This window comes from Bacillus sp. GbtcB14 (assembly GCF_019091205.1).
Classification (GTDB): Bacteria; Bacillota; Bacilli; order Bacillales; family Bacillaceae_G; genus Bacillus_A; species Bacillus_A cereus_AG.
The window spans coordinates 528,121-550,882 of the sequence record NZ_JAGXJT010000001.1 but is presented as its reverse complement, the minus strand read 5'-3'; the positions used below and the strand labels follow the sequence as shown (position 1 = coordinate 550,882).

Genomic DNA, 22,762 nt, shown 5'->3' with positions numbered 1-22,762 from the left:
AAAAGACGCTACCATACTGGTAGCGTCTTTTCATAGCGTATCATATTTATCAGGATTCGTTCCTACATGTAAATTACGATTTAACGTATTAATTTGAGTCATCTCTTCTTCCGTTAGTGAAAAATCAAAGATAGTAAAATTCTCCTTAATGCGAGATGGTGTAACAGATTTGGGAATCGTCACTACCCCGCTCTGAATATCCCATCTTAATATAACTTGCGCAGGTGTTTTATCATATTTAGTAGCAATGGCCTGAACAATCGGGTGCTCGAATACTTCCCCACCTCTCATTAATGGGCTCCATGCCTCCATTTGAATTTGCTCACCTTGACAGAAATCACGCAATTCAAATTGCGCTAACATCGGATGAAGTTCCACTTGGTTGACCATCGGCTTCACCTTACAATTTGGTAATAACAGCTCTAAATGATGTTTATGAAAATTAGAAACACCAATCGCACGCACTTTACCTTCTTCATACAGTTTTTCTAACGCTCGGTACGTATCGACATACTTCCCTCTTATTGGCCAATGTATTAAATATAAATCTACATAGTCCATTTGTAATTTCTTTAAGCTTTTTTCAAACGCCTCAAGTGTTTCCTCATATCCTTGATCATCGTTCCAAACTTTTGTTGTAATAAATATGTCTTCTCTCGGAATCCCTGATTCACGAACGGCTTCTCCGACACCGCTTTCATTTTCATATACAGTTGCTGTATCAATCGAACGGTATCCAACTTCTAACGCTGTTTTTACTGCTTGTTTTACTTCGTCGCCTTCTTTCGCTTTATAAACGCCTAAACCAATCATCGGCATTTTTACGCCATTATGAAGTGTAGTTGTTGGAATGTGCACAGTCGTCTCCCTTTCATTGTTACATTTTTTATAAGCCACCACTTTATTTCAACAAGATTCAACCAAAAAGTCAAAACATATGTACAGTTTACATAATAATTTTATACACTAAAACGCAAACTCAATTATTCATATTTCCTTCTCTCCATTCTTTCGCTTTTTCATCAACACGACGCACAAACTCATTTTTTCCTTCCGTATATAAGGTGCCCTCATATGTATATTTTTCGGCTAATTCTTTCTTTAAGGTTGCATATGCCTCTGCTTCTTCACAATGAGCCATCATATAATCACGAAACGCTAAATGCCTTACTATCTCAGGATTTCCTTTTTCAAAAACATGTAAGTGATACGAGCGTTTTTCCTCCGTTCCATGAATAAAATAACGACGTCTTGAAATACCATTTTCCCCTTTTACGATATAACCAAGTTCTTCAAAACGTTCATTCCAATGATCTACTCTGTCGATACTCTCTACTTCCATAATCATATCTATAATTGGTTTAGCTGCCAGTCCTGGCACTGATGTACTTCCAATATGATGGACTTTCACCATTTCTGGCATCGCCGATTTTAATCGTTCGGCCTCTATTTGAAATTTTTCATTCCAATGATTTTCATGCGGAACGACTACAATTTTTCTCATTAAAACTCCCCTTTTCTTACAAACTCGTCAAAAAAATGATCAGCGGTATGCACTGATCATTTTTTATATTATTTAAAGTCTTTCCAAGTAAGGCTACTTTCACTTAACAGTTCTTCAAATGATTTATTCTTTTCACGTTCTTTTTGTTCTCGGCGCTTTCTTTCCAGTTCAGCTGCCTCTTTTTCTTCTTCTCTCACTTGCAATTCTTTCTTCTTATTCTTTAATTGCTGCATGAGTGAATCATTTAATTGATCGCCTAATGTAAGCGACTCTTTCTCTGGTTTATTCACTTGCGATTGTCTTTGCATTTGTCTTTGCTTCTTTTTCTTCATGTTACTCACCTTTTACTTTTTTCTCCATTATAGTAGATACACAATGAACTCGACAATAAAAAAGGTTCGTTACTCTATTATTCACTTTTTGTAAATATATTAATTTTTCAAAAAAAACTAAATTTTTATATAGATATAATCCTATGAATCTATTAAAATTATGTCGTATGATGTCAGATTATAAAAAAGGAGAATTAAATTATGTGGAAAAAAATCATTCCTGCTGTTGCCGTTTTAAGCACCATTACTTTTTCAACTGTATTTGCCGCTCCCCCATCTCAGACTCCAGCTGAACAAAACCGCTACATAGACGTACAAATACTTGGTATTAATGATTTCCATGGACAACTAGATACTGTTAAAAAAATTAATAACAAAGAAGCTGGTGGCGCTGATTACTTAGCTACTTATTTAAAAGAACGTAAAAAGCAAAACCCGAATACACTTCTCGTACATGCGGGCGATATTGTCGGAGCTAGCCCACCAGTTTCAGCGTTGTTACAAGACGAACCAACGATTGAATTTTTAAATGACTTAAAATTCGATGTTGGTACAATCGGAAACCATGAATTTGATGAAGGTATCGATGAAATGAAACGCCTCATTTACGGTGGATATCACGAGAAAACAGGGAATTTCAAAGGTGCTAACTTCCCTTATGTCGCTGCTAACTTCTATAATAAATCCACCGGCCGCTTATTTTTACCGCCATTTACTGTAAAAATGGTAAATGGTGTGCCTGTAGGATTCATTGGCGTTGTTACAACTGATACACCAAATGTCGTGATGCCTACTATGCTTAAAAATGTAGAAATCACTGACGAAGTAGAAGCAATTAATAAATCAGCGCAACAATTAAAGCGTCTTGGCGTTAAATCCATTGTCGTCCTTGCTCATGTTGGCGGAACAACAGATGAGTCTGGTGTGACAAATGGAGACCTTACTCGAATTGCAAATGAAACAGATCCGGAAGTTGATGTTATTTTTGGTGGGCATAGTCACACATATGTAAATGGTACGGTAAATAATAAACTAATCGTCCAAGCGAACTCTTACGGAACAGCTTTCTCAGACGTAGATGTAACAATTGATCGTAAAACAAAAGATATTGTAAAGAAAAAAGCTGAAGTGATTACAACATACCATGAAGGTGTAGAACCTGATAAACAAGTAAAGAAAAAACTAGATCAATATAAAGAAAAAATCGCACCACTTGTAAATGAAGTTGTCGGAAAATCTACAGCACCTATTGACCGTAAACAAAATGATGCTGGTGAGTCCACTCTTGGAAATTTAGTTGCCGATGCCCAGCGCCAAACGATGCAAACTCAAATCGCACTTATGAATCCGGGAGGCATTCGTAATGATTTAGATGCTGGCGATATTACATGGGGCGAATTATACGGCATTCAGCCTTTTGGAAACCAATTGATTAAAGTAGATTTAACAGGCCAAGATATTCGCGACATTTTAAATCAGCAATGGCAAAAAGGCACGACGAGAATGCTTCAAATTTCAGGTATTCAATATACGTGGGATGCAAATAAACCAAACGGTGAAAAAGTTACGAATATACGCTTAACAAATGGCGAAGAGTTATCTCCATCTAAAACGTATAGCGTAGTTGCGAATGCTTTCTTAGCTTCTGGCGGTGACGGATTCGTATCATTTAAAAATGGGAAGAATTCAGAAACTGGTCCAAACGACTTTGAAGCGTTAGTCGATTATGTAAAACAATTAAAAGAACCAATTCAGCCAGTTATTGATGGTAGAATTCAAAAAATAAATTAAGTATTTCCCTAATATGCGATCCAGATTTTCATTGTAAAGGATACGCACTTATACTTACTTAATCCACAATATTAGTAAAACCTAAAAAGGATACTCGTTCTTACAATGAACTTAGTATCCTTTTCTTTAGTCATCAAAATGTGCTGTTTTGTTAAAGTCATATTGCTGTAAAAATTGCTGTAACGCCTCTTCTACAAGTTTAGATTTTTGAATTCCTTTCGCTTCTGATATAACGTCTAATTTTGCTAATATTTCTTTATTTATAGAAAAGGTTCGTTTCTTTTTCTCTGTACTTATACTCATAATTGGCGCGATTACTTCTTCTCTCTTTCTTAATAACTCATAAATACTTTGTAATTGCTCATAAATTAATAATTGATAATCCGTTTTCGCATATTGAAGGGCTGTCGCTTCTTGGAGTTGTAAGTGACGCGGTTCTTCTCCATCTCCTACAAAAATACGTTTCTTCTGTTCTCCATCATATTCGTATCCAATTAATCTTAATTTCTTTGATAATGTATACGGGCTTATTTCAAGACGTTTTGCTATGATAGCGATGGATTCACGTCTATTTAAGCTATCTATAATTTCTCCAATCGTCACAATTTCCCTCCTCCCGTGTTGAAATGACACTAGTATGGTATGTTACAATGATTTTCTAACAGTATATGCAAAACGAATAGCCTGTGCGATTCATACGATTTCAGAAAAGGAGGTTTTCAATATGCTTTTTCGTAGCTATACTCCACAGTTTTATAATGAAAATAAACAACTCATTCCTAATAGTATCGCTACGATGGAAAGCGTTATGATTCATAATCGAAAACAAACTCTCCTTATGCGCGGGCAAAGCATAGAGCAGCCTATTTTATTATGCTGTCATGGTGGACCGGGCATGGCACAAATCGGATTTATTCGCCATTTTCAAAAAGAATTGGAGAAACATTTCATCGTTATTAATTGGGATCAGCGTGGGGCAGGTAAATCTTTTTCAATGAAAGATTTCGGAGCAAATTTTACAATCGAACAATTCGTTTCCGATGCAAAAGAAGTTATTCACTATGTACTTAAAAAGTTCAATAAACAGAAACTATTTCTCGCTGGTCATTCTTGGGGAAGCATTATTGGGCTTAACATAGCACATCAATATCCACAGTATATCGAGGCTTACATCGGTATTGGGCAGATTGTACATATGAAACAAAACGAAGAATTGCTATATCAGCATTTAATTCGTTCTGCAAAAAAACATAATCATAAAAAAGCGTTAGCTTCCCTTTTAAAATTAGGCAAGCCACCATTTTTAGATACGAGACGCCTCATTATTCAAAGAAAATGGCTTGGCACATTCGGCGGAGCAATCCAAAACGGATCTTCCTTTTCTTTCATACGAAAAGGCTTCTTTTCTCCTGAATATACGCTATTAGATTGGTTCAAGTTTCTCGCAGGAAATTTAAAATCTGGCGTTTTATGGGAAGAAATGCTGACAATCGATTTCTTTTCTTCTATTTCAAGTTTATCTATTCCGGTTTATTTTTGTTCTGGTCGCTATGATTATCAAACTCCTTATGCACTCGTTCAGGAATATTGCGATGTCATAGAAGCACCCATAAAAAAGATGATTTGGTTTCCAAATTCAGCACATTCTCCTGATTTAGAAGAACCAGAATTATTCGCTAATTCTTTACAATCAATTAAACAAGAGCTAGCTTTTCAACATTAGTAACAAAAGGCTCTTTTACATTTCATAGAAAACATTTTATAATAATATGTCGCAACTATGTATAAATATAGCAAAGTGCTTCATATTTACTTGCCTTAACACAATAAAAATTTAGGGAGATTACATTTATTATGAATGCTGTACTCGTCGCAGTAGCAGTTATGCTATTGCTTAGTTTGTTACGTGTCCAGGTCATTGTCGCCATCATTGTTGGAGCTTTAACAGGCGGAATTATCGGCGGACTCGGTATTTCAGAAACTATTAACACTTTTACAACTGGTCTTGGAAACAGTGCTCCAATCGCTTTAAGTTATGCAATGCTTGGCGGTTTCGCTATTTCCCTTTCCAAAACCGGACTTCCAGATGCCATGATTCAAACTGCATTAAAATGGATTGGCAATGAACAAGACACAAAAAAACAAGTTTATTCAAAAATACTTATTTTATTCATCATTTTAACGATGGCTTGTTTCTCACAAAATGTTATCCCTGTTCATATCGCTTTCATCCCCATCTTAATTCCAGCACTTTTAAAAGTATTAAATGAGCTGAAAGTAGATCGAAGGCTTGTTACATGTATTATTACATTCGGCTTAATTACTCCTTACATGTGGATTCCTGCAGGATTCGGAAAAATTTATCATGACGTATTACAAACAAATGCGGCGCAAAGTGGTCTTACATTTGACGTTACGCTTATTCCAAAAGCGATGACTATTCCAGCAATCGGTATGATTATTGGATTATGTGTCGCTGTATTTATTACGTATCGAAAACCTCGTACGTACGAAACAGAACAAATTCATACTACCGAAAATGAAATCGTTCCCTATACAAAACGAAGCATTACTTTCGGGCTAGTATCTATCTTAGCTACATTGACTGTTCAATTAGCAACAGAATCAATGATTTTCGGCGCTCTAGCGGGAATTATTGTTTTATCAGTTAGTGGTAGTCTGCCTCTTAAAGAAGCAGATGCAATTTTAACAAGCGGAATGCGTATGATGTCCTTTATCGGATTTGTTATGATCTCTGCTGCCGGGTTCGGTGCTGTCCTTCGAAAAACAGGACATGTTGAATCCCTTGTACAAACGAGTGCACATATAATTGGAAATAACAAACCACTCGCTGCATTTCTTATGCTCGTTATTGGACTTCTCGTTACGATGGGAATTGGTTCATCCTTTTCAACCATTCCTATCTTAACAACAATTTTTGTACCTCTTTGCATGCAGCTTGGATTTAGTCCAATGGCCACAATTGCAATTATCGGTACAGCTGGAGCGCTAGGCGATGCGGGATCTCCAGCATCAGATAGTACACTTGGACCAACATCCGGTTTAAATGCTGATGGTCAACACCATCATATATGGGATACATGTGTACCGACTTTTCTGCATTATAATATACCGTTACTTATATTCGGCTTTATTGCCGCAATTACATTATAAAAGGTGCGTTTTATACGCACCTTTTACTTTTTTATTTTTCCTTTTAATTGTTGCAAAGCTATTTCCCCATTTTCTTCGACACAACTTTCAATTTTCATGAGTGACGGACCTATCCATTCACTTTCTATGTTCCCATTCAGTCCGATAATTTTCAATTTATCCGGTATACGGATATTTAAATTTTTCGCTGCTCGAATTAACTCAAAAGTAACCTTATCACTTGAAGTTACAATTCCATCTATATACGGATAAGTTTGCAATAATGTAATAAACTGTTTATTCGTATACCCTTGTACACATACTTCTCTATAAGAGATTCCTCCCTCCCAAGCAGCGTCTAAAAATCCTGATATGTGCTCTTCCATTTCTTCACTATCTTCTCTCTCATCGAAATAAGCAAGAAAATGACAGTCTTTTTCTTTTAATACAGAAACCGCTCTTTGTCCACTTTCATAATAATTTGCATGAGCTTTTTTTTCATCAATCACAACAAAAGGAAGTGGAATTTCTCCTATACTTTTAAAAACTGATCTTGTCAAAATAACACCTGCAACGTTATTTTCCTTCAACATATGTATGTATCCATCTTTATTCTCTATATTACAAACAATAATTTGATACCCTTCTTTATATGCTATTTCCTCAATACAATGTAGCAAAGTGATGTTTGATGGGTTATATAAATTGTCTACAAGTAATGCAATTATCGTTGAATTCTCTTTAAACAATGGCTTTGCTGCACTATTTGGTCTATAACGTAATTCCTCAATTGCTTTCTTTACTTGTTTTACTGTGTCCTCATGAACGTATCCTTTTTCATTAATAACTCGTGAAACGGTTGCGACTGAAACACCTGCCAATTTTGCAACATCACGTATAGTTGCCACATCGTCACCCCTTAATATGGTAATAGATTACAATTTTACGGTAACCTAAATTACAATATTCGTCAAGGTTAATAACTTACATTTCTGAAAATTGTTACATCATCACACTAAACGATACTCTAACTGAATTTCATGTAAAATTGGGACATTATCATACCCAATACGTGGAATTTCTTTCTTTATTTTTCGTGCCTCTTCCACTGCATTCACATATAAATGAGTCATCATAAAATTACGTTTTTGGTAAAAACGTAACGCATTCATATTATCGTTTGTTGTAATAAGCCAAACCTGCCTGCACCGCTCTTCTTCTGCGACTTGCAATACACAATCTACAAGTTTCGTCCCTATTCCTTTTCTTTCTTCAAAGCTATCTAAAGATACAATTTCGCACATATTTCCGGTCACTTCATATGTTATAATTCCAATTATTCTGTCATCTAAGAGCGCAACAAATCCTGGCAACTCTTCTAACTGATGCCCCTTACCACGTGAAACCATCAATGAACTCCCCCAGTTCTCACACATGAACATTCGGATTGTTTCTTTCATCGCTGGCGTAATTTTTTGTATATACACCATTTCCTATTTCTCCCCTTTTCTATCATTGTGATACAATGTAAGTGTATCACATGTAATGGTATTTGGAGGATGAGGTAAAGTATGAAACGTTTTTTTGCAGCATTGTTTACTATACTAGGTGCGATAACTGCCCTTGGGATTTTCTTTACAAATAAAGTGATGTACTTAAAGAAAAAAACAGAGGAAGAAGTACTCGAAAGAGAAACGAAAAAACATTTTCGTATAGAGGATTTTGATGCTCTTCATAAAGAAGAAATTCATATTCCTTCGCAATTCGGATATGATCTTCACGGATATTACATTCCTGCTGGTCATTCCAATAAGTTTATGATTTTTTGTCACGGCGTAACTGTAAATAAAATGAACTCTGTAAAATATGCAAGGTTATTTTTAAACAGAGGATATAATGTCGTTATTTATGATCATCGTCGTCATGGTAAAACTGGCGGAAAAACAACAAGCTATGGATACTATGAAAAACATGATTTAAAATCTGTAGTTGACTGGCTAAAAAGTCGTTTTGGAACAAATATTACTCTCGGTATTCATGGTGAATCTATGGGCGCTGCAACACTTCTCCAATACGCAGGACTTGTAGAAGATGGTGCTGATTTCTATATTGCAGATTGTCCTTTTTCTGATTTTTACGGGCAATTACAGCACCGTTTAAAAGTTGAATTCCATTTACCTAAATGGCCTTTATTACCTTTAGCAAATGCTTTTTTAAAAGTGCGTGACGGTTATACGATTCGTGAAGTTTCACCAATTGATTGTATAAAAAACATTAACAATCCCGTCCTCTTTATTCATAGTAAAGATGATGATTATATTTTAGCTGATATGACGAAAGCACTATATGAAGCAAAGGAAAACAATAAACAACTTTATATTGCAGAGCGCGGCGCGCACGCTTGCTCTTATAACGAAAATAAAGAAGAGTATGAAGCAGCCGTTGATCAATTTTTAAACTCATATGTAAAAGAAACAAAAAACAGGCTTGCATAAGCCTGTTTTTTTATTGCGCTAAAACGTCTGTAACTTGTTCCATGTTTTCAGAAATCCATTGCATTGCATCATCTAACGTTGGAAATTCTGTCGTTTGAAATGTTACTTCATCTTGAAGTAACCAAACATCCTTCGCCTCTTGCCCTACACCTGCAATGGACCAATGTAACAAACTATATGGATGATTATCATTCAAAAATGATGCCCACGTGCGCTCATTTGCAATGTTTCGTAATGTATGTAATTGTTTATCCATCTCTCGTCACCTTACTCTAGTCAGTTATGAAAACCATTATAACACTCTCTTCTTTCTCAAACAAAGTGCTCTTTTTATATTGTCAAGCACTTCCCTTGATTATATGATGAAATTAAGCGTTTGGGAAGGAGGGATAGCGTTGGCAAAAGTACAAATTAAAGTAAATGATAATGGCTCTTTTCGCGTTACAGGGGACGTGGAATTAGTCGATTCACAAGGGAATGTATTCCCAGCAAAACCGGCATTTTCTTTATGCCGTTGTGGTTTATCAAAAAATATGCCTTATTGCGATGCTTCGCATAAAGGGAAATTCGAGTCTGTTGTTAGAGCACCAGAGGCAGAATAATTTCACATGTGACATGCACATTTTTTTGTGCATGTTTTTTCTTTTTAGCAACTCCGTTATATCCCTTCTCCTTACAACATTTCTAATACTTTTGTCTCCATTCCAGCCTACATATATTTTCACACAATTCTTCACATTCGAATATTTTTTTCTAGCCTTTTATTTTTTTTGTGCTATAATTTGAGCAAACAACATCCTTCGGGGTCGGGTGAAATTCCCAACCGGCGGTGATGAAGTGCAAACTTCTAAGTCCGTGACCCGTTTTCAACTCGAAAACGGTGGATCTAGTGAAACTCTAGGGCCGACAGTATAGTCTGGATGGGAGAAGGATATGTTTTCTAGTAATTTTATATAGCGAATACACTTTTATTTCAGTATGCATATTTTTAAAGTTTCATTTCGAATCTTTATATATGTTTTATTTTGTATACTTATGTTTCTATACTGGAATAAAAAGATACGACTAGCGCTTGAAAAATTCGATATTTTGCTAGGTTTTTTCCTTATGCCAAAATATCAATCATCGTTAGGTTTCTTTCCTATACTTTCGTATTCGAACTATATTTCTAGAAATCACGTCTCCCAAACCCCAAGGATATAAAATCCTTGGGGTTTTTTGATTTTTTCAGGAGAGGTGAAGAGAATGACAGATCAAGAATATATGAGGATTGCCCTGCAGCTAGCCGAAGGGACATCCGGACAAACAAGTCCAAATCCTATGGTTGGTGCTGTTGTTGTAAAGGACGGAAACATCGTCGGTATGGGAGCTCATTTACGTGCTGGTGAAGAACACGCAGAAGTTCATGCTCTTCATATGGCTGGTGAAAAAGCAAAAGGAGCTACCGTTTATGTAACACTTGAACCGTGTAGTCATTTTGGAAAGACACCACCTTGCTGTGAATTGCTCATCAAAAAAGGGGTCAAACGGGTTGTAATTGCTACTCTTGATTGCAATCCTCTCGTTTCTGGTAATGGAAAAAGGAAATTAGAAGAAGCTGGCATTGAAGTAACTACCGGTGTTCTTGAAGCAGAATCTACCTTATTAAATCGTTTCTTTTTTCACTACATGAAAACGAAACGTCCATTTGTAACAATAAAAACAGCGATGAGCTTAGATGGAAAAACAGCAACTGTCACTGGTGAAAGTAAGTGGATTACAGGTGAAGCAGCACGAGCTGATGTTCACCAATACCGCCATACACATGATGCGATTCTCATTGGAGTGAATACAGTTATAGCTGATAATCCGCATTTAACAACTAGAATTCCTAATGGGGGTAAACATCCTATTCGCGTTATTTTAGATACCCATTTACGAACGCCACCATCTTCTCATGTCATAACAGATGGTTTAGCACCGACATGGATTTTTGTCGGGAAAGATGTAAATAAAGAAAAAATAGCTTCTTATGAATCTGAAAATATAGCTATATTCCAAATGAAAACGAAGCAAATTGAAATTGAGGACCTCCTTTTCTTTCTTGGAAAAAAACAAATTCTTTCTCTATTCGTTGAAGGTGGTCAAACCGTTCACGCAAGCTTCTTACAAGCAAAGTATTTCAATGAAATTATAACTTATATAAGCCCGATATTAATTGGTGGGAAAGATGCCCCTACTTTATTTGGGGGAAATGGTTTCACAGCATTACAAGATGCACTTTCCTTGAAAATTCAAGAGATGAAACAAATTGGCGATGATATAAAAATCGTTGCAAATGCCCGCAGTGAGGTGACGGAATGTTTACAGGAATTGTAGAAGAATTAGGAACTGTTTCAAACATGCAACAAAGCGGAGAAGCGATGAAGTTAACGATTCATGCAAACAAAATTTTATCAGATGTTCACTTAGGTGATAGTATCTCGGTTAACGGTATTTGCTTAACTGTAACGAGTTTCACAACAACTTCCTTCACAGTGGACGCAATGCCTGAAACGATGCAATCAACATCACTTCGCATGCTTAAACCGCACTCTAAAGTAAATTTAGAACGAGCAATGCCTGCAAACGGACGATTCGGTGGGCATTTCGTTTCAGGACATATTGATGGCATCGGAACGATATTAAACAAAAAACAGCACTATAATGCCGTCTATTACAAAATAGCTATTTCTGATGAATTGCTGCGCTATTGTTTGCATAAAGGATCCGTTGCTGTTGATGGAACGAGTTTAACAATATTTGATATAGACGAAACTTCCATCACAATCTCACTCATCCCGCACACAGTAAGTGAATCTGTTATCGGAGAAAAGAGTGCCGGTGACATCGTAAACATCGAGTGTGACATGATCGGTAAATATATCGAACGCTTTATTTCTAAACCTGTAAAACGAACAGGTTCAATGAGCGAAAGCTTTTTACAAGAAAACGGATTTCTATAAGGGGGAAGCATGATGTTTCATCGTATTGAAGAAGCTCTAGAAGATTTAAAACAAGGAAAAGTCGTTATCGTATGTGATGATGAAAACCGTGAAAATGAAGGCGATTTTATCGCTTTAGCAGAGTATATTACGCCGGAAACGATTAATTTTATGATTACACATGGGCGTGGCCTCGTTTGTGTACCGATTACGGAAGAATACGCAGAACGTCTACAGTTAGAACCAATGGTAGCTCATAATACAGATTCGCATCATACTGCATTTACGGTGAGCATTGATCACGTTTCTACAACAACAGGAATTAGCGCTCACGAACGTGCAACTACGATACAAGAATTGTTAAATCCTGCATCAAAAGGTGCTGATTTCAATCGCCCTGGACATATCTTTCCATTAATTGCGAAAGAAGGAGGTGTCCTCCGCCGCGCTGGTCATACAGAAGCTGCTGTCGATTTAGCACAGCTTTGCGGAGCAGAACCAGCTGGAGTTATTTGCGAGATTATCAATGAGGACGGTACGATGGCACGCGTACCTGATTTACTACAGTGTGCAAAACAATTTGATATAAAAATGATTACAATAGAAGATTTAATTGCTTATCGCCGCCACCATCAAACATTAGTGACGAGAGAAGTAGAAATTACATTACCTACAGATTTTGGTACTTTCCATGCAATTGGCTATTCTAATTCATTAGATACGAAAGAACATATCGCACTCGTAAAAGGTGATATTTCAACAGGAGAGCCTGTACTTGTACGCGTTCATTCAGAGTGCTTAACAGGAGATGTATTTGGCTCATGCCGTTGTGATTGCGGACCACAACTCCATGCTGCACTTGCTCAAATTGAGCGTGAAGGAAAAGGCGTTCTTCTCTATATGAGACAAGAAGGACGAGGCATCGGCCTTCTTAATAAGCTTCGCGCTTATAAGTTACAAGAAGAAGGGTTCGATACTGTAGAAGCAAACGAAAAACTTGGGTTCCCTGCTGATTTGCGTGATTACGGTATCGGCGCTCAAATATTAAAAGATTTAGGTTTACAACATTTACGATTATTAACGAATAATCCAAGAAAAATTGCTGGCTTACAAGGTTACGATTTAAAAGTTACGGAGCGCGTACCGTTGCAAATGCCAACAAAAGAAGAGAATAAAACGTATTTACAAACGAAAGTAAACAAATTAGGACATTTATTAAACTTATAATTAAAGGAGAGATTTATTATGGTATTCGAAGGTCATTTAGTTGGTACAGGATTAAAAGTTGGGGTTGTTGTTGGACGTTTTAATGAATTTATTACAAGTAAGTTACTAGGCGGAGCTTTAGATGGATTAAAGCGCCACGGTGTAGAAGAAACTGATATCGATGTTGCTTGGGTTCCTGGCGCATTCGAAATTCCTTTAATCGCTAAAAAGATGGCTAGTAGCGGAAAGTATGATGCTGTAATTACGTTAGGTACTGTAATTCGTGGTGCTACAACACATTACGATTACGTTTGTAATGAAGTAGCAAAAGGTGTTGCATCTTTATCACTACAAACAGACATTCCAGTTATTTTCGGTGTATTAACGACTGAAACGATCGAGCAAGCGATTGAACGCGCGGGCACGAAAGCTGGTAATAAAGGCTATGAATCAGCTGTTGCTGCGATTGAAATGGCTCACTTATCAAAACAATGGGCATAAAAAAAGAGGCTACGGCCTCTTTTTTATTTTTTTACTTTTTTATTTTTTTCCGTACGTCTTTTATTAATTCATTCATTGTTTTTCCTTCTGTTTGTATATGAAGCGTTTGTGCTGTTCTCCATACATTCTCTCTTTTCTTCGCTTCTTCTATAATAGTAATTTCTTTTCGTACTTCCTTTAAATCTTTCCCTTCTGTTTTCAATCCAAAATGTTCAGCTTTCGTTCGAAAATGTTGTTCAATTCGTTGTTGCATCTCTTTTTGTTCAGGATTTTCGGCGGCCTTAACTGGATCAGCACTTATTGCTTTTAGTAAAATTAGACAAGTCATAATCGCTAATATATATTTGTGCATGTAAAATCCTCCAACCCAATATAAATTACATATTTACTATGTACAATTGTGGGTTGGAAAATTCGTCCACCAAAATTCTTTTTTCCGCTTGAAAAGCAATAGTATCAAGCGTTCACAGCTATTTATTACATTTTATTTACAAAAAAAGCAAACTCTTTTACAAGTTTGCTTTTTATCTATCTTATAATGCACATTCTTCAATCTCAAACCCTAAATCTTCAATCATACCCCAGTCCGCAGTCGGCTCTTGCCCAGCTGTTGTTAAATAATCCCCGACAAAGATAGAGTTTGCTGCAAATAAACCGATTGGCTGTACAGAACGTAAATTGATTTCACGTCCCCCTGAAATACGAATTTCTTTCGTTGGGTTTACAAAACGCATCATCGCCAGCACTTTTAAACATTCTACCGGTGTTAATTCTTTTTGTCCTTCAAGCGGTGTACCCTTTACAGCAACAAGGAAATTACATGGAATTGAATCTGCATCTATACGTTGTAATTCAAATGCAATTTCAGCACGCTCTTCTATTGTCTCCCCCATTCCAAAAATCGCCCCAGAGCACGGTGAAATACCCGCTTGTTTCGCTTTTTGAACTGTATCAACACGATCATCATACGTATGAGTGGAGCAAATACTTTCGTAATTATTTGCATGTGTATTTAAGTTGTGGTTATAACGATGTACACCCGCTTCTGCTAAACGTCCTGCTTGATCTTCGTTTAAGAAACCTAAACAACAACAAATCTTCAAATCTGTCGTTTCACGAATCTCCTTCACTGCTCCAATTACGTGATTCACCTCTTTATCCGTTGGGCGACGACCAGATGCTACAATACAGTATGTACCCGCTTTACGGCGAATTGCTTCATGTGCTCCTTCTACAATCTTTTCCTGCGTTAGCCATGCATATTTATCAATCGGTGCCTCTGAAATAATAGACTGCGAACAATATCCGCAATCTTCAGGACATAATCCAGATTTCGTATTAATAATCATATTTAATTTCACTTTCTTACCAAAGTGATGATGGCGAATGATGTAAGCTGCATTCATAATTTCTAAAACTTCTGTCTCATCAGCTTCTAATATCGCTATTGCATCCTCTTTCGTAATCATTTTCTCTTCTACTACGTCATATGCAAGTTTTTTCCAATCCCTTTTTGTTTGTACTTGTTTCATTTCATCTCTTCCCCTCTTTTGTTATATGCATAAATAAAGCGTGATACGTCGCCATTATCCCTTCATTTTCCGTGAAGTCTCTTTCGTATATGCGAAGCATCGCACGAAAGAGTGAGGGACTTTGACAATAGGATTCTTCATTACTATTAGTCGCTCCTACTTTTCGAATAGAGTGTAGAAACTCCCTAACTTCTGTAAATCTCTCTATGTAACATGTTTCAGAAACATGCACATCTCCTGTTTCTATTTCACATATATGGCGCAACTGATTTTTCGAATAAAAACGTTGTCCAATCGATGTTTCATTTTGTATATTTTTTTCTTCTTTCGCCCGCTGGAACGAAGCATGCAATTCTTGAAATGTTTCATGTCCAAACGTTGAAAAGAGTAATATCCCATCTATAGACAAATGATGAAATAAATTTCTTATCACTGGTTTTAAATCATTTAGCCATTGAAATGTGGCATTCGAAATAATGACATCATATGTTTCTTCTAGTCGTAATCTTTCGATATCCTCACAGTAAAACATTACATTTTTCACATTTTGTCTAGTTTTCGCAACCGCAATCATACTTTCAGCAAAATCAATGGCTGTAATATGTGCTTTCGGAAATAGGTTTGATAATTGCTCTGTAACATATCCTGTCCCACATCCAAGTTCTAAAATACGTATCGATGAATTTGCACTATATCGCCGATTCAATGTAGAAAGTAATGAATGTGCCATCTTTTTTTGTACATTTGCATATTGATCGTAGGATACAGCTGCCACGTTAAACCGTTTTTGTAGTAACGTTTTGTTGATCATGTCGTATCCCCTCTACAAATTGAATTATCTCATTTCCGCAATATTCGAAATTCGTTACGCATAATGCGTGTCCAGCCTCACTTACTACCTTGAGCGTGGCAGTCTCATTCTCAGCTATACTACGCGCTGCAGACAATGGACATATTACATCCTGCTCTCCATGAATAAGTAGGATAGGGACTTTAATTTCTTTCAGTTCTTCTCTCATATCTGCTTCTATTAAATACTCCAAACCTAATTGCAAAGACTGAATAGAATCACCTTTAAAGCGTTTTATCATATCTTCAAACCTTTTATTCTCTTTCAGCTCATTTTTTGTAAACATATTTTCATAAAACCGCTTGAGCGTATTTTCTTTCTTTCTCGCTACATTCTTTTTCAGCCGTTCTACATGCAAAACATTCCATCCACTCGTATAGTCGCTCGTATTTGTAAATTTAGCAGTGCCACCAATTAATACGATACCTTTCGCCTTAATCTTTTTATGAGCTTGAACTGCCGCTAACGCTCCTAGTGACCATCCAACTAAAATTACATTTTCATCCTTTGCTACATCTATTATTCGCCCCGCAAATTCACTTTGTTCTTTCACGTTACGCCAATCAATGCATTGAACAGGATATTCTTTAAAATGCGGAAGTACTAAATCCCAAATATTTTCTTCCATTCCCCATCCAGGGATAAAAATAATCTTCAGCTCTTTCATACGAAAAGCTCCTCTTCTTTCGCAATGTGGATAATTTGGTCAATAGCCCATTTCAAATCAGCTATTGTATGTTGCGATGTAACTGCAAAGCGAATTCGAGAACTATTGATCGGTACAGTTGGCGGACGAATTGCAATAGCTGCAATACCTGCCTCTTGTAACCTTTTACTAAACCGTAAAGCTGTTTCATTTGAACCGACCACAATCGGTACAATATGAGTTGAGCTATTCCCAATATCAAAACCAGCTTCTCGTAAATGGTTTCTGAAATAAGCTCCATTCTCTATAAGTCTCTCTCTTCTTTCATTATCTTCTTTCACAATCTCAATTGCTTTTTGTACCGCTCCTAAAGTCCCTGGTGGTAAAGCAGTAGTAAAAATAAAGCTTCTCATCATATTTTGTAAATACTCAATATAAATTGCATCACCTGTCAAATACGCACCATAACACCCTAAAGCCTTGCTAAACGTCCCCATATGTATATCAATTTTTTGAGCAAGATTTTTTTCTATATGAGATAATCCAGCTCCGCCGATTCCATATATTCCACTCGCATGCGCTTCATCAACTATAATGATTGCCCCGTATTTCTCTTTTAGTTGCACTAACTCCCTCAAATACGCAGTATCACCATCCATACTAAAAACAGTATCAGTTACAATTAATTTCCGCTTTTCAGGAGATGCTGTTTTCAACAGCTTCTCTAAATGCTCCAAATCATTATGCCGATATCTTTTATGCTCTGCTCCGCTTAATATAATTCCATCAACGATGCTTGCATGATTTAATTTGTCACTAAACACAATATCGTGACGACAGGCTAATGAAGAAATCACTCCAACATTTGCGGTATATCCACTATTTACAACTAAGGCTTTTTCGGTGCCTTTCCAATCGCATATACTTCTCTCAGTCTCTTCATACAGTGAATAATTTCCTACAACGAGCCTCGATGCTGTCGCCCCAGTTCCATATTTTCTTGTGCATGCTATAGCAGCTTCTTTTAATCTCTCATCTCCAGCTAACCCTAGATAATTATTTGAAGCTAAATTTAGCATCCTTTTTTCATCTCGAATAAGCCATGTCTCTTCAGCTTGTTCTGTGACATACAAATTGCGATACTGCCCTTGTTCATTTAATTGTTGCAATTTAGATTGAAGATGTGTGCGCCACGTTTGATTCATTTCGGATGAACTCCTCTAATTTTGAAATCATTATATACTCTTTTGCAGATTCCAAGACTTCTTCTTTTGTAAACTCACCTTCAAAGAATGGTAATAAACCTAAAACCGGTACCCCACTTAACTCTTCAATCATTTCTTTATTTTCTTGTACTCTTTCCATTTCACATTCTTTGCAGCCGGATAAAATTACACCTGCTACTGTTAAGCCATGTGCCTTCGCATAAGCAATCGTTAAAACTGTATGATTTACAGTTCCTAATGTAGGGCGTGCGACTATAATAAGAGGAAGCTGTAATTCTTTTGCGAAATCAATTACTAAAGCGTCTTCTGTATATGGAACAGCCAGTCCACCTGCTCCTTCTACAAATAGGCTATTAAACTCTTTCAATTGTTCATTATAGTGACCCATAATGTCCTTTACATGTACTACTCTTCCAGCTCTTTTCATGGCAAGCCTCGGAGCAAGAGGCTCTTCAATAGAATAAGGACAAATTTCATCTTCTTTTGTCGGTACACCCGATAATGCTTTTAACCTTGCTGCATCTCCCTCTGGATTTGATGCAACATGTCCACTTTGCAACGGTTTATATACCCCTATGTTATATCCCAATTCTCTAAATACACCCGCTAATGCACCGGCAACTACAGTTTTCCCCACTTCAGTATCCGTTGCTGTTACAAAAAAACCGTTCATTATTCTCCCTCCGTAACATCCGAGATTGCTTTATACAAAATACGTAACATATCATCAATCTCATCCATTGTAGAAGCAAGAGGAGGCATAAATACAATCGTATTACCGAGCGGTCGCAAGATCATGCCTAGCTCTCTTGAGCGTTTACATACTTGAACACCGACTCTCTCTGTCCATTCAAACGCTTCTTTCGTTTCCTTATTCTTCACAAGTTCAATTCCGACCATTAACCCGCACTGACGAATATCCCCTACATGTTTATATGCAAAGAGCGATTCTAATTGCGTCGCCACATATTCTGTTTTACGTGCCACTTCTTCTATTAAATTTGTTTTCTCGTATAGCTCTAGATTCGCGATGGCTACCGCACACCCTAACGGATTCCCTGTATAACTATGACCGTGGAAAAACGTTTTTTGTTCTTTATAGTCGCCTAAAAAGGCATTATAAATTTCATCTGTCGTTACGGTGATTGCAACGGGTAAATATCCACCTGTTAAACCTTTTCCGGCTGTTAAAATGTCCGGCGTTACATTTTCATGTTCACATGCAAACATTTTTCCGGTACGCCCAAATCCAGTCGCTACCTCATCTGTAATAAATAAAACGTTATATTTTGTACATAAATTACGTAGCCCTCTTAAGTATCCTTTTGGCATTGTAATCATACCGCCAGCACCTTGCATTAAAGGTTCTACAATAATCGCCGCAATTTCTTCATGTTTGTCTTTCAGCAGCTCTTCCATTTCTTCTAAATGTTTTTTTACAATTTCCTCCTTATTATTTCCATAAGGAGAACGATATGTATATGGATAAGGCATTTTAATTGCTTCAAATAAAAGTGAACTATACACTTGGTGAAACAAGTCTATTGCTCCTACTGAAACAGCTCCAATTGTATCACCATGATACGCTTCTTTTAATGTAACAAATCTTTGTTTCTTCGGTTTTCCCTTATGCTGCCAATATTGAAAGGCCATCTTAATTGCAATTTCAACGGCGCTAGAACCAGAATCTGAATAGAATACTTTCTTCAAACCTTCTGGTACAACTTCAATTATTTTTTCTGCTAATAAAATAGATGGAACGTTAGCAAGCCCTAGCATAGTAGAATGGGCAATTTTATTTAATTGCTCACCAATTGCCTCATCTAATTCTGGTACTTGATGCCCATGAACATTTAACCAAATAGACGAAACACCGTCCCAATATTCATTTCCATTTACATCGTATAACTTTCTTCCCTCTCCGCGTTCAATAATGACAGGATCTTCTTCTAAATAATCCTTCATTTGTGTAAATGGATGCCATACATAGGCTTTATTTTTTTCCGATAACTCTTCATATGTATAAGACGGTTTTTCAGTCGTATTTCTACTAAAAGTCACAATTGTCACCCCTAATGTTAACTAGTTTATAAATATAGTTAACATTAAATCTAAATGACTGTCAATTATTTTTAAATCAAATAGTTCTTAAAAAAGAACAACTTATCATACGATAAGTTGTTCTACTTTCCATGTTGTATTTTTCCGATTTCTAAAATAATCTCTTCATCTTTTTTTCCTTCTGTATCAATTCCAAGTTGTTTTGCATGTTCAATTAATAGATCATGGCGCTTCTCAAATCTTGCGGTATTTACTTCTTTCGTAACCTCTTCTTTCGTTTTCCCTTCAATAGAAACTCCTAGTTTCTCAGCTGCTTTTTCCATCGACTTCTTCTCTTCAGCTTCTTTCACTTTCTTCACTTCTGACTGCTGTATTTGCTTTTGTTTCGCCTGCTCGGATTCAGCTGCAAAAGCTGTGTAAATTCCAGCACTTCCGCCAATGACTAGTAAGGTGGTAAAAAGAATTATTTTTTTCTTCACTCTTTCCTCCCCTTTCAAATTCATTATAACGTACAAATTTAGAACATTAAAAACATTTAACCTTTATTTCCCTAAAAAAATATTGAATATTTTTATTGACATATAAGATGAAAATGTGATAAAAATTTAACTAACATCATATGAATCGGCATTGATAGGATTTAGTAGTATTTCGATTTCTGATTTCAGAGAGCTGGTGGTCGGTGCGAACCAGTACAGAGCGAATTATGAATTACCCCCTGGAGCTTCTTTTGCGAAACGTAAGGAGTAGTGAAAGACGGTTATAGACCGTTATATCTAAAGAGTGGTGAAACGACACTGTTTCACAATTTAGGGTGGTACCGCGATTTTTTCGTCCCTGCATATATTGCAGGGGCGTTTTTATTTTATTAGCGCATATCATACGACCCTTTATTTTGTGATACATTCCTTTCACAAGCTAGGGTGGTACCGCGATTTCTTCGTCCCTGCATAATTATATGCAGGGACGTTTTTTTATCCAATCATTTCCGTATCATATTGAAAGACCAACAATTACCGGTAATTTGTCACAAAATTCTAAATTTTAGAAGGAAATAAACAATATTGGCGAATTTTATATAAAAAAGAGCTATTTTAAATTATTTAGGAGGGGAAAACAATGGTTTCAAAAATCGAATCTGTTCTTTTAACATTATTTATCTTTTTCTGTATTGGCTTTAGTGTTATTCAATTAGAAGTTTCACCACACATCCCAATTTTATTTGGTATCGTCCTTTTATTAGCATTTGGATTTATGAAAAAAATCTCTTGGTCTACTATGGAAAAAGGGATGATCAGTAGTATTTCAGCTGGTATTCCATCTATTTTTATTTTCTTGCTTGTAGGCGTATTAATTAGTGTTTGGATTGCTGCTGGAACAATTCCAACTTTAATGGTATACGGCTTCCAGCTTGTATCTCCAAAAATTTTCGTTCCAACTGTTTTTGTTGTTTGTGCAATTGTTGGAACAAGTATCGGTAGTGCCTTTACAACTGCCGCAACTGTAGGACTTGCCTTTATGGGCATGGGTAGTGCTCTCGGATACGATCCGGCTCTAATCGCTGGTGCAATTATTTCTGGTGCATTCTTTGGAGATAAAATGTCTCCTTTATCTGATACGACAAACTTAGCTCCTGCTGTAACAGGTGTAGATTTATTTGAGCATATTCGTAACATGCTTTGGACAACAGTTCCAGCCTTCATTATTGCTTTTATCGCATTTTTCATTTTAGGAGGCGGTACTAGTGGAGACGTTGACTTCACAAACTTTATTAGCACATTAGAAAAAAATACAACGATTTCTATCGTAACACTTATTCCAATTTTATTACTGTTCCTATTTGCATTTAAAAAAGTTCCAGCAGTTCCAACATTGCTTGCAGGAATTGTGGTAGGAATTATTATTCTCTTTATTTTTAAACCTAGCACGTCTTTAGCTGATTTAATGAAAATTATGCAAGACGGTTACGTTTCTAAAACTGGTATAAAAGACATTGATAGCTTACTATCTCGCGGTGGTCTACAAAGTATGATGATGTCGATTGCCCTTATTTTCCTAGCTCTTTGTATGGGAGGTTTATTACAAGGAATGGGTATTATCACGCAGCTGATGAACATCATCTCTAGCTTTGTAAAAAATAGCACACGCTTAATTATTTCTACTGCGTCAACGGCAATTGGTGTAAACTTCTTACTTGGTGAGCAATACTTATCCATCGTTTTAACAGGACAAGCATTTGCTAATAAATACGATGAAGTCGGTTTGGAACGTCGTAATTTATCACGCGTATTAGAAGATGCAGGTACAGTTATTAACCCGCTCGTACCATGGGGAGTAAGTGGTGTATTCTTATCAAACGTCCTTGGCGTCCCGACATTTGATTACCTTCCATTCGCAATTTTCTGTTTAGCTTGCCCAATCTTAACAATTATTGTTGGTTTCACTGGATTTGGCCTTTCATGGAAGAAAGAAAAAGCAGTAACAATTTCATAATATACTAAA

25 protein-coding genes, 1 riboswitch and 1 other annotated feature are annotated in these 22,762 nt (G+C 36.5%); of the genes, 10 read left to right on the top strand and 15 right to left on the bottom strand.

Annotation, left to right across the window (positions count from 1 at the left end):
* Positions 1-30: 30 nt before the first annotated feature.
* The 3 genes from KVT31_RS02975 to KVT31_RS02965 form a co-directional block, all read right to left on the bottom strand.
* Positions 31-858: an aldo/keto reductase gene (locus KVT31_RS02975; protein WP_088097650.1), complete on the bottom strand. Its 828-nt coding sequence runs from the start codon at positions 856-858 to the stop codon at positions 31-33.
* A 121-nt stretch (positions 859-979) separates the two neighbouring features.
* Positions 980-1,504, bottom strand: coding sequence for a GrpB family protein (locus KVT31_RS02970; RefSeq protein ID WP_088097651.1), 525 nt, complete (start codon positions 1,502-1,504; stop codon positions 980-982).
* Between the two features lie 68 nt (positions 1,505-1,572).
* Entirely contained in the window at positions 1,573-1,836 is a 264-nt protein-coding gene (locus KVT31_RS02965; protein WP_140392541.1) for a YqkE family protein, read from the bottom strand.
* Between the two features lie 201 nt (positions 1,837-2,037).
* Here KVT31_RS02965 and KVT31_RS02960 point away from each other — a divergent pair, with 201 nt between their 5' ends.
* A complete protein-coding gene (locus KVT31_RS02960) occupies positions 2,038-3,627 on the top strand; it encodes a bifunctional metallophosphatase/5'-nucleotidase (protein ID WP_088097652.1) in 1,590 nt (529 codons plus the stop codon).
* 126 nt (positions 3,628-3,753) lie between these two features.
* On the opposite strand, the gene KVT31_RS02955 is transcribed toward KVT31_RS02960, so the two are convergent.
* On the bottom strand, positions 3,754-4,230 hold the full coding sequence (locus KVT31_RS02955; RefSeq protein ID WP_088097653.1) for a ribbon-helix-helix domain-containing protein: 477 nt from the start codon (positions 4,228-4,230) through the stop codon (positions 3,754-3,756).
* Positions 4,231-4,351: 121 nt separating this feature from the next.
* Between KVT31_RS02955 and KVT31_RS02950 the strand changes: the two genes are divergently transcribed.
* A complete protein-coding gene (locus KVT31_RS02950; protein ID WP_088097654.1) occupies positions 4,352-5,350 on the top strand; it encodes an alpha/beta fold hydrolase in 999 nt (332 codons plus the stop codon).
* Between the two features lie 131 nt (positions 5,351-5,481).
* Positions 5,482-6,801, top strand: coding sequence for a Na+/H+ antiporter family protein (locus KVT31_RS02945; protein ID WP_088097655.1), 1,320 nt, complete (start codon positions 5,482-5,484; stop codon positions 6,799-6,801).
* A gap of 23 nt (positions 6,802-6,824) precedes the next feature.
* Here KVT31_RS02945 and KVT31_RS02940 read toward each other — a convergent pair whose 3' ends face one another.
* The gene (locus tag KVT31_RS02940) at positions 6,825-7,688 is read right to left on the bottom strand and encodes a LacI family DNA-binding transcriptional regulator (RefSeq protein ID WP_088097656.1); all 864 of its coding nucleotides are present in this window, start codon (positions 7,686-7,688) and stop codon (positions 6,825-6,827) included.
* Positions 7,689-7,790: 102 nt separating this feature from the next.
* Positions 7,791-8,270 (bottom strand): GNAT family N-acetyltransferase, encoded by a 480-nt coding sequence (locus KVT31_RS02935; RefSeq protein ID WP_088097657.1) that lies wholly within the window; start codon positions 8,268-8,270, stop codon positions 7,791-7,793.
* Positions 8,271-8,351: 81 nt separating this feature from the next.
* On the opposite strand from KVT31_RS02935, the gene KVT31_RS02930 reads away from it, so the two are divergent.
* A complete protein-coding gene (locus KVT31_RS02930) occupies positions 8,352-9,275 on the top strand; it encodes an alpha/beta hydrolase (protein WP_048546291.1) in 924 nt (307 codons plus the stop codon).
* Positions 9,276-9,285: 10 nt separating this feature from the next.
* Here KVT31_RS02930 and KVT31_RS02925 read toward each other — a convergent pair whose 3' ends face one another.
* Positions 9,286-9,531: a DUF2552 family protein gene (locus KVT31_RS02925; RefSeq protein WP_000360793.1), complete on the bottom strand. Its 246-nt coding sequence runs from the start codon at positions 9,529-9,531 to the stop codon at positions 9,286-9,288.
* A 139-nt stretch (positions 9,532-9,670) separates the two neighbouring features.
* Between KVT31_RS02925 and KVT31_RS02920 the strand changes: the two genes are divergently transcribed.
* From KVT31_RS02920 to ribH, 5 genes are all read left to right on the top strand, one after another.
* Positions 9,671-9,877 (top strand): CDGSH iron-sulfur domain-containing protein, encoded by a 207-nt coding sequence (locus KVT31_RS02920; protein ID WP_001151582.1) that lies wholly within the window; start codon positions 9,671-9,673, stop codon positions 9,875-9,877.
* Positions 9,878-10,067: 190 nt separating this feature from the next.
* Positions 10,068-10,211, top strand: a riboswitch (FMN riboswitch).
* A gap of 309 nt (positions 10,212-10,520) precedes the next feature.
* Complete coding sequence (ribD, locus tag KVT31_RS02915; protein ID WP_088097659.1) at positions 10,521-11,633, top strand: bifunctional diaminohydroxyphosphoribosylaminopyrimidine deaminase/5-amino-6-(5-phosphoribosylamino)uracil reductase RibD; 1,113 nt, start codon at positions 10,521-10,523, stop codon at positions 11,631-11,633.
* Positions 11,615-12,259 carry a riboflavin synthase gene (gene ribE, locus KVT31_RS02910; protein WP_088097660.1) on the top strand — a complete coding sequence of 215 codons (645 nt, stop codon included), beginning with the start codon at positions 11,615-11,617 and terminating at the stop codon, positions 12,257-12,259. Before ribD ends, ribE begins: the two co-directional genes overlap by 19 nt.
* Positions 12,260-12,271: 12 nt before the next feature.
* Positions 12,272-13,465: a bifunctional 3,4-dihydroxy-2-butanone 4-phosphate synthase/GTP cyclohydrolase II gene (ribBA, locus tag KVT31_RS02905; RefSeq protein WP_088097661.1), complete on the top strand. Its 1,194-nt coding sequence runs from the start codon at positions 12,272-12,274 to the stop codon at positions 13,463-13,465.
* 18 nt (positions 13,466-13,483) lie between these two features.
* Positions 13,484-13,945: a 6,7-dimethyl-8-ribityllumazine synthase gene (ribH, locus tag KVT31_RS02900; protein ID WP_000230901.1), complete on the top strand. Its 462-nt coding sequence runs from the start codon at positions 13,484-13,486 to the stop codon at positions 13,943-13,945.
* 31 nt (positions 13,946-13,976) lie between these two features.
* On the opposite strand, the gene KVT31_RS02895 is transcribed toward ribH, so the two are convergent.
* The 8 genes from KVT31_RS02895 to KVT31_RS02860 form a co-directional block, all read right to left on the bottom strand.
* Positions 13,977-14,297, bottom strand: coding sequence for a hypothetical protein (locus KVT31_RS02895; protein WP_088097662.1), 321 nt, complete (start codon positions 14,295-14,297; stop codon positions 13,977-13,979).
* Positions 14,298-14,478: 181 nt separating this feature from the next.
* On the bottom strand, positions 14,479-15,477 hold the full coding sequence (gene bioB / locus KVT31_RS02890) for a biotin synthase (RefSeq protein WP_000815865.1): 999 nt from the start codon (positions 15,475-15,477) through the stop codon (positions 14,479-14,481).
* A 1-nt stretch (position 15,478) separates the two neighbouring features.
* The gene (gene bioC / locus KVT31_RS02885) at positions 15,479-16,288 is read right to left on the bottom strand and encodes a malonyl-ACP O-methyltransferase BioC (RefSeq protein ID WP_088097663.1); all 810 of its coding nucleotides are present in this window, start codon (positions 16,286-16,288) and stop codon (positions 15,479-15,481) included.
* Positions 16,254-16,994, bottom strand: coding sequence for an alpha/beta fold hydrolase (locus tag KVT31_RS02880; RefSeq protein ID WP_088097664.1), 741 nt, complete (start codon positions 16,992-16,994; stop codon positions 16,254-16,256). Before KVT31_RS02880 ends, bioC begins: the two co-directional genes overlap by 35 nt.
* Positions 16,991-18,178 (bottom strand): 8-amino-7-oxononanoate synthase, encoded by a 1,188-nt coding sequence (gene bioF, locus KVT31_RS02875; protein WP_088097665.1) that lies wholly within the window; start codon positions 18,176-18,178, stop codon positions 16,991-16,993. Before bioF ends, KVT31_RS02880 begins: the two co-directional genes overlap by 4 nt.
* Entirely contained in the window at positions 18,144-18,872 is a 729-nt protein-coding gene (bioD, locus tag KVT31_RS02870; RefSeq protein ID WP_088097666.1) for an ATP-dependent dethiobiotin synthetase BioD, read from the bottom strand. Before bioD ends, bioF begins: the two co-directional genes overlap by 35 nt.
* Positions 18,872-20,260, bottom strand: coding sequence for an adenosylmethionine--8-amino-7-oxononanoate transaminase (gene bioA, locus KVT31_RS02865; RefSeq protein ID WP_088097667.1), 1,389 nt, complete (start codon positions 20,258-20,260; stop codon positions 18,872-18,874). Before bioA ends, bioD begins: the two co-directional genes overlap by 1 nt.
* Positions 20,261-20,382: 122 nt before the next feature.
* Entirely contained in the window at positions 20,383-20,739 is a 357-nt protein-coding gene (locus tag KVT31_RS02860) for a hypothetical protein (RefSeq protein WP_140392542.1), read from the bottom strand.
* A gap of 142 nt (positions 20,740-20,881) precedes the next feature.
* Positions 20,882-21,102 (top strand) — a binding site (T-box leader).
* 277 nt (positions 21,103-21,379) lie between these two features.
* Between KVT31_RS02860 and nhaC the strand changes: the two genes are divergently transcribed.
* Positions 21,380-22,753, top strand: a complete 1,374-nt coding sequence (gene nhaC, locus KVT31_RS02855; protein ID WP_088097670.1) for a Na+/H+ antiporter NhaC — start codon at positions 21,380-21,382, stop codon at positions 22,751-22,753.
* Positions 22,754-22,762 lie beyond the last annotated feature (9 nt).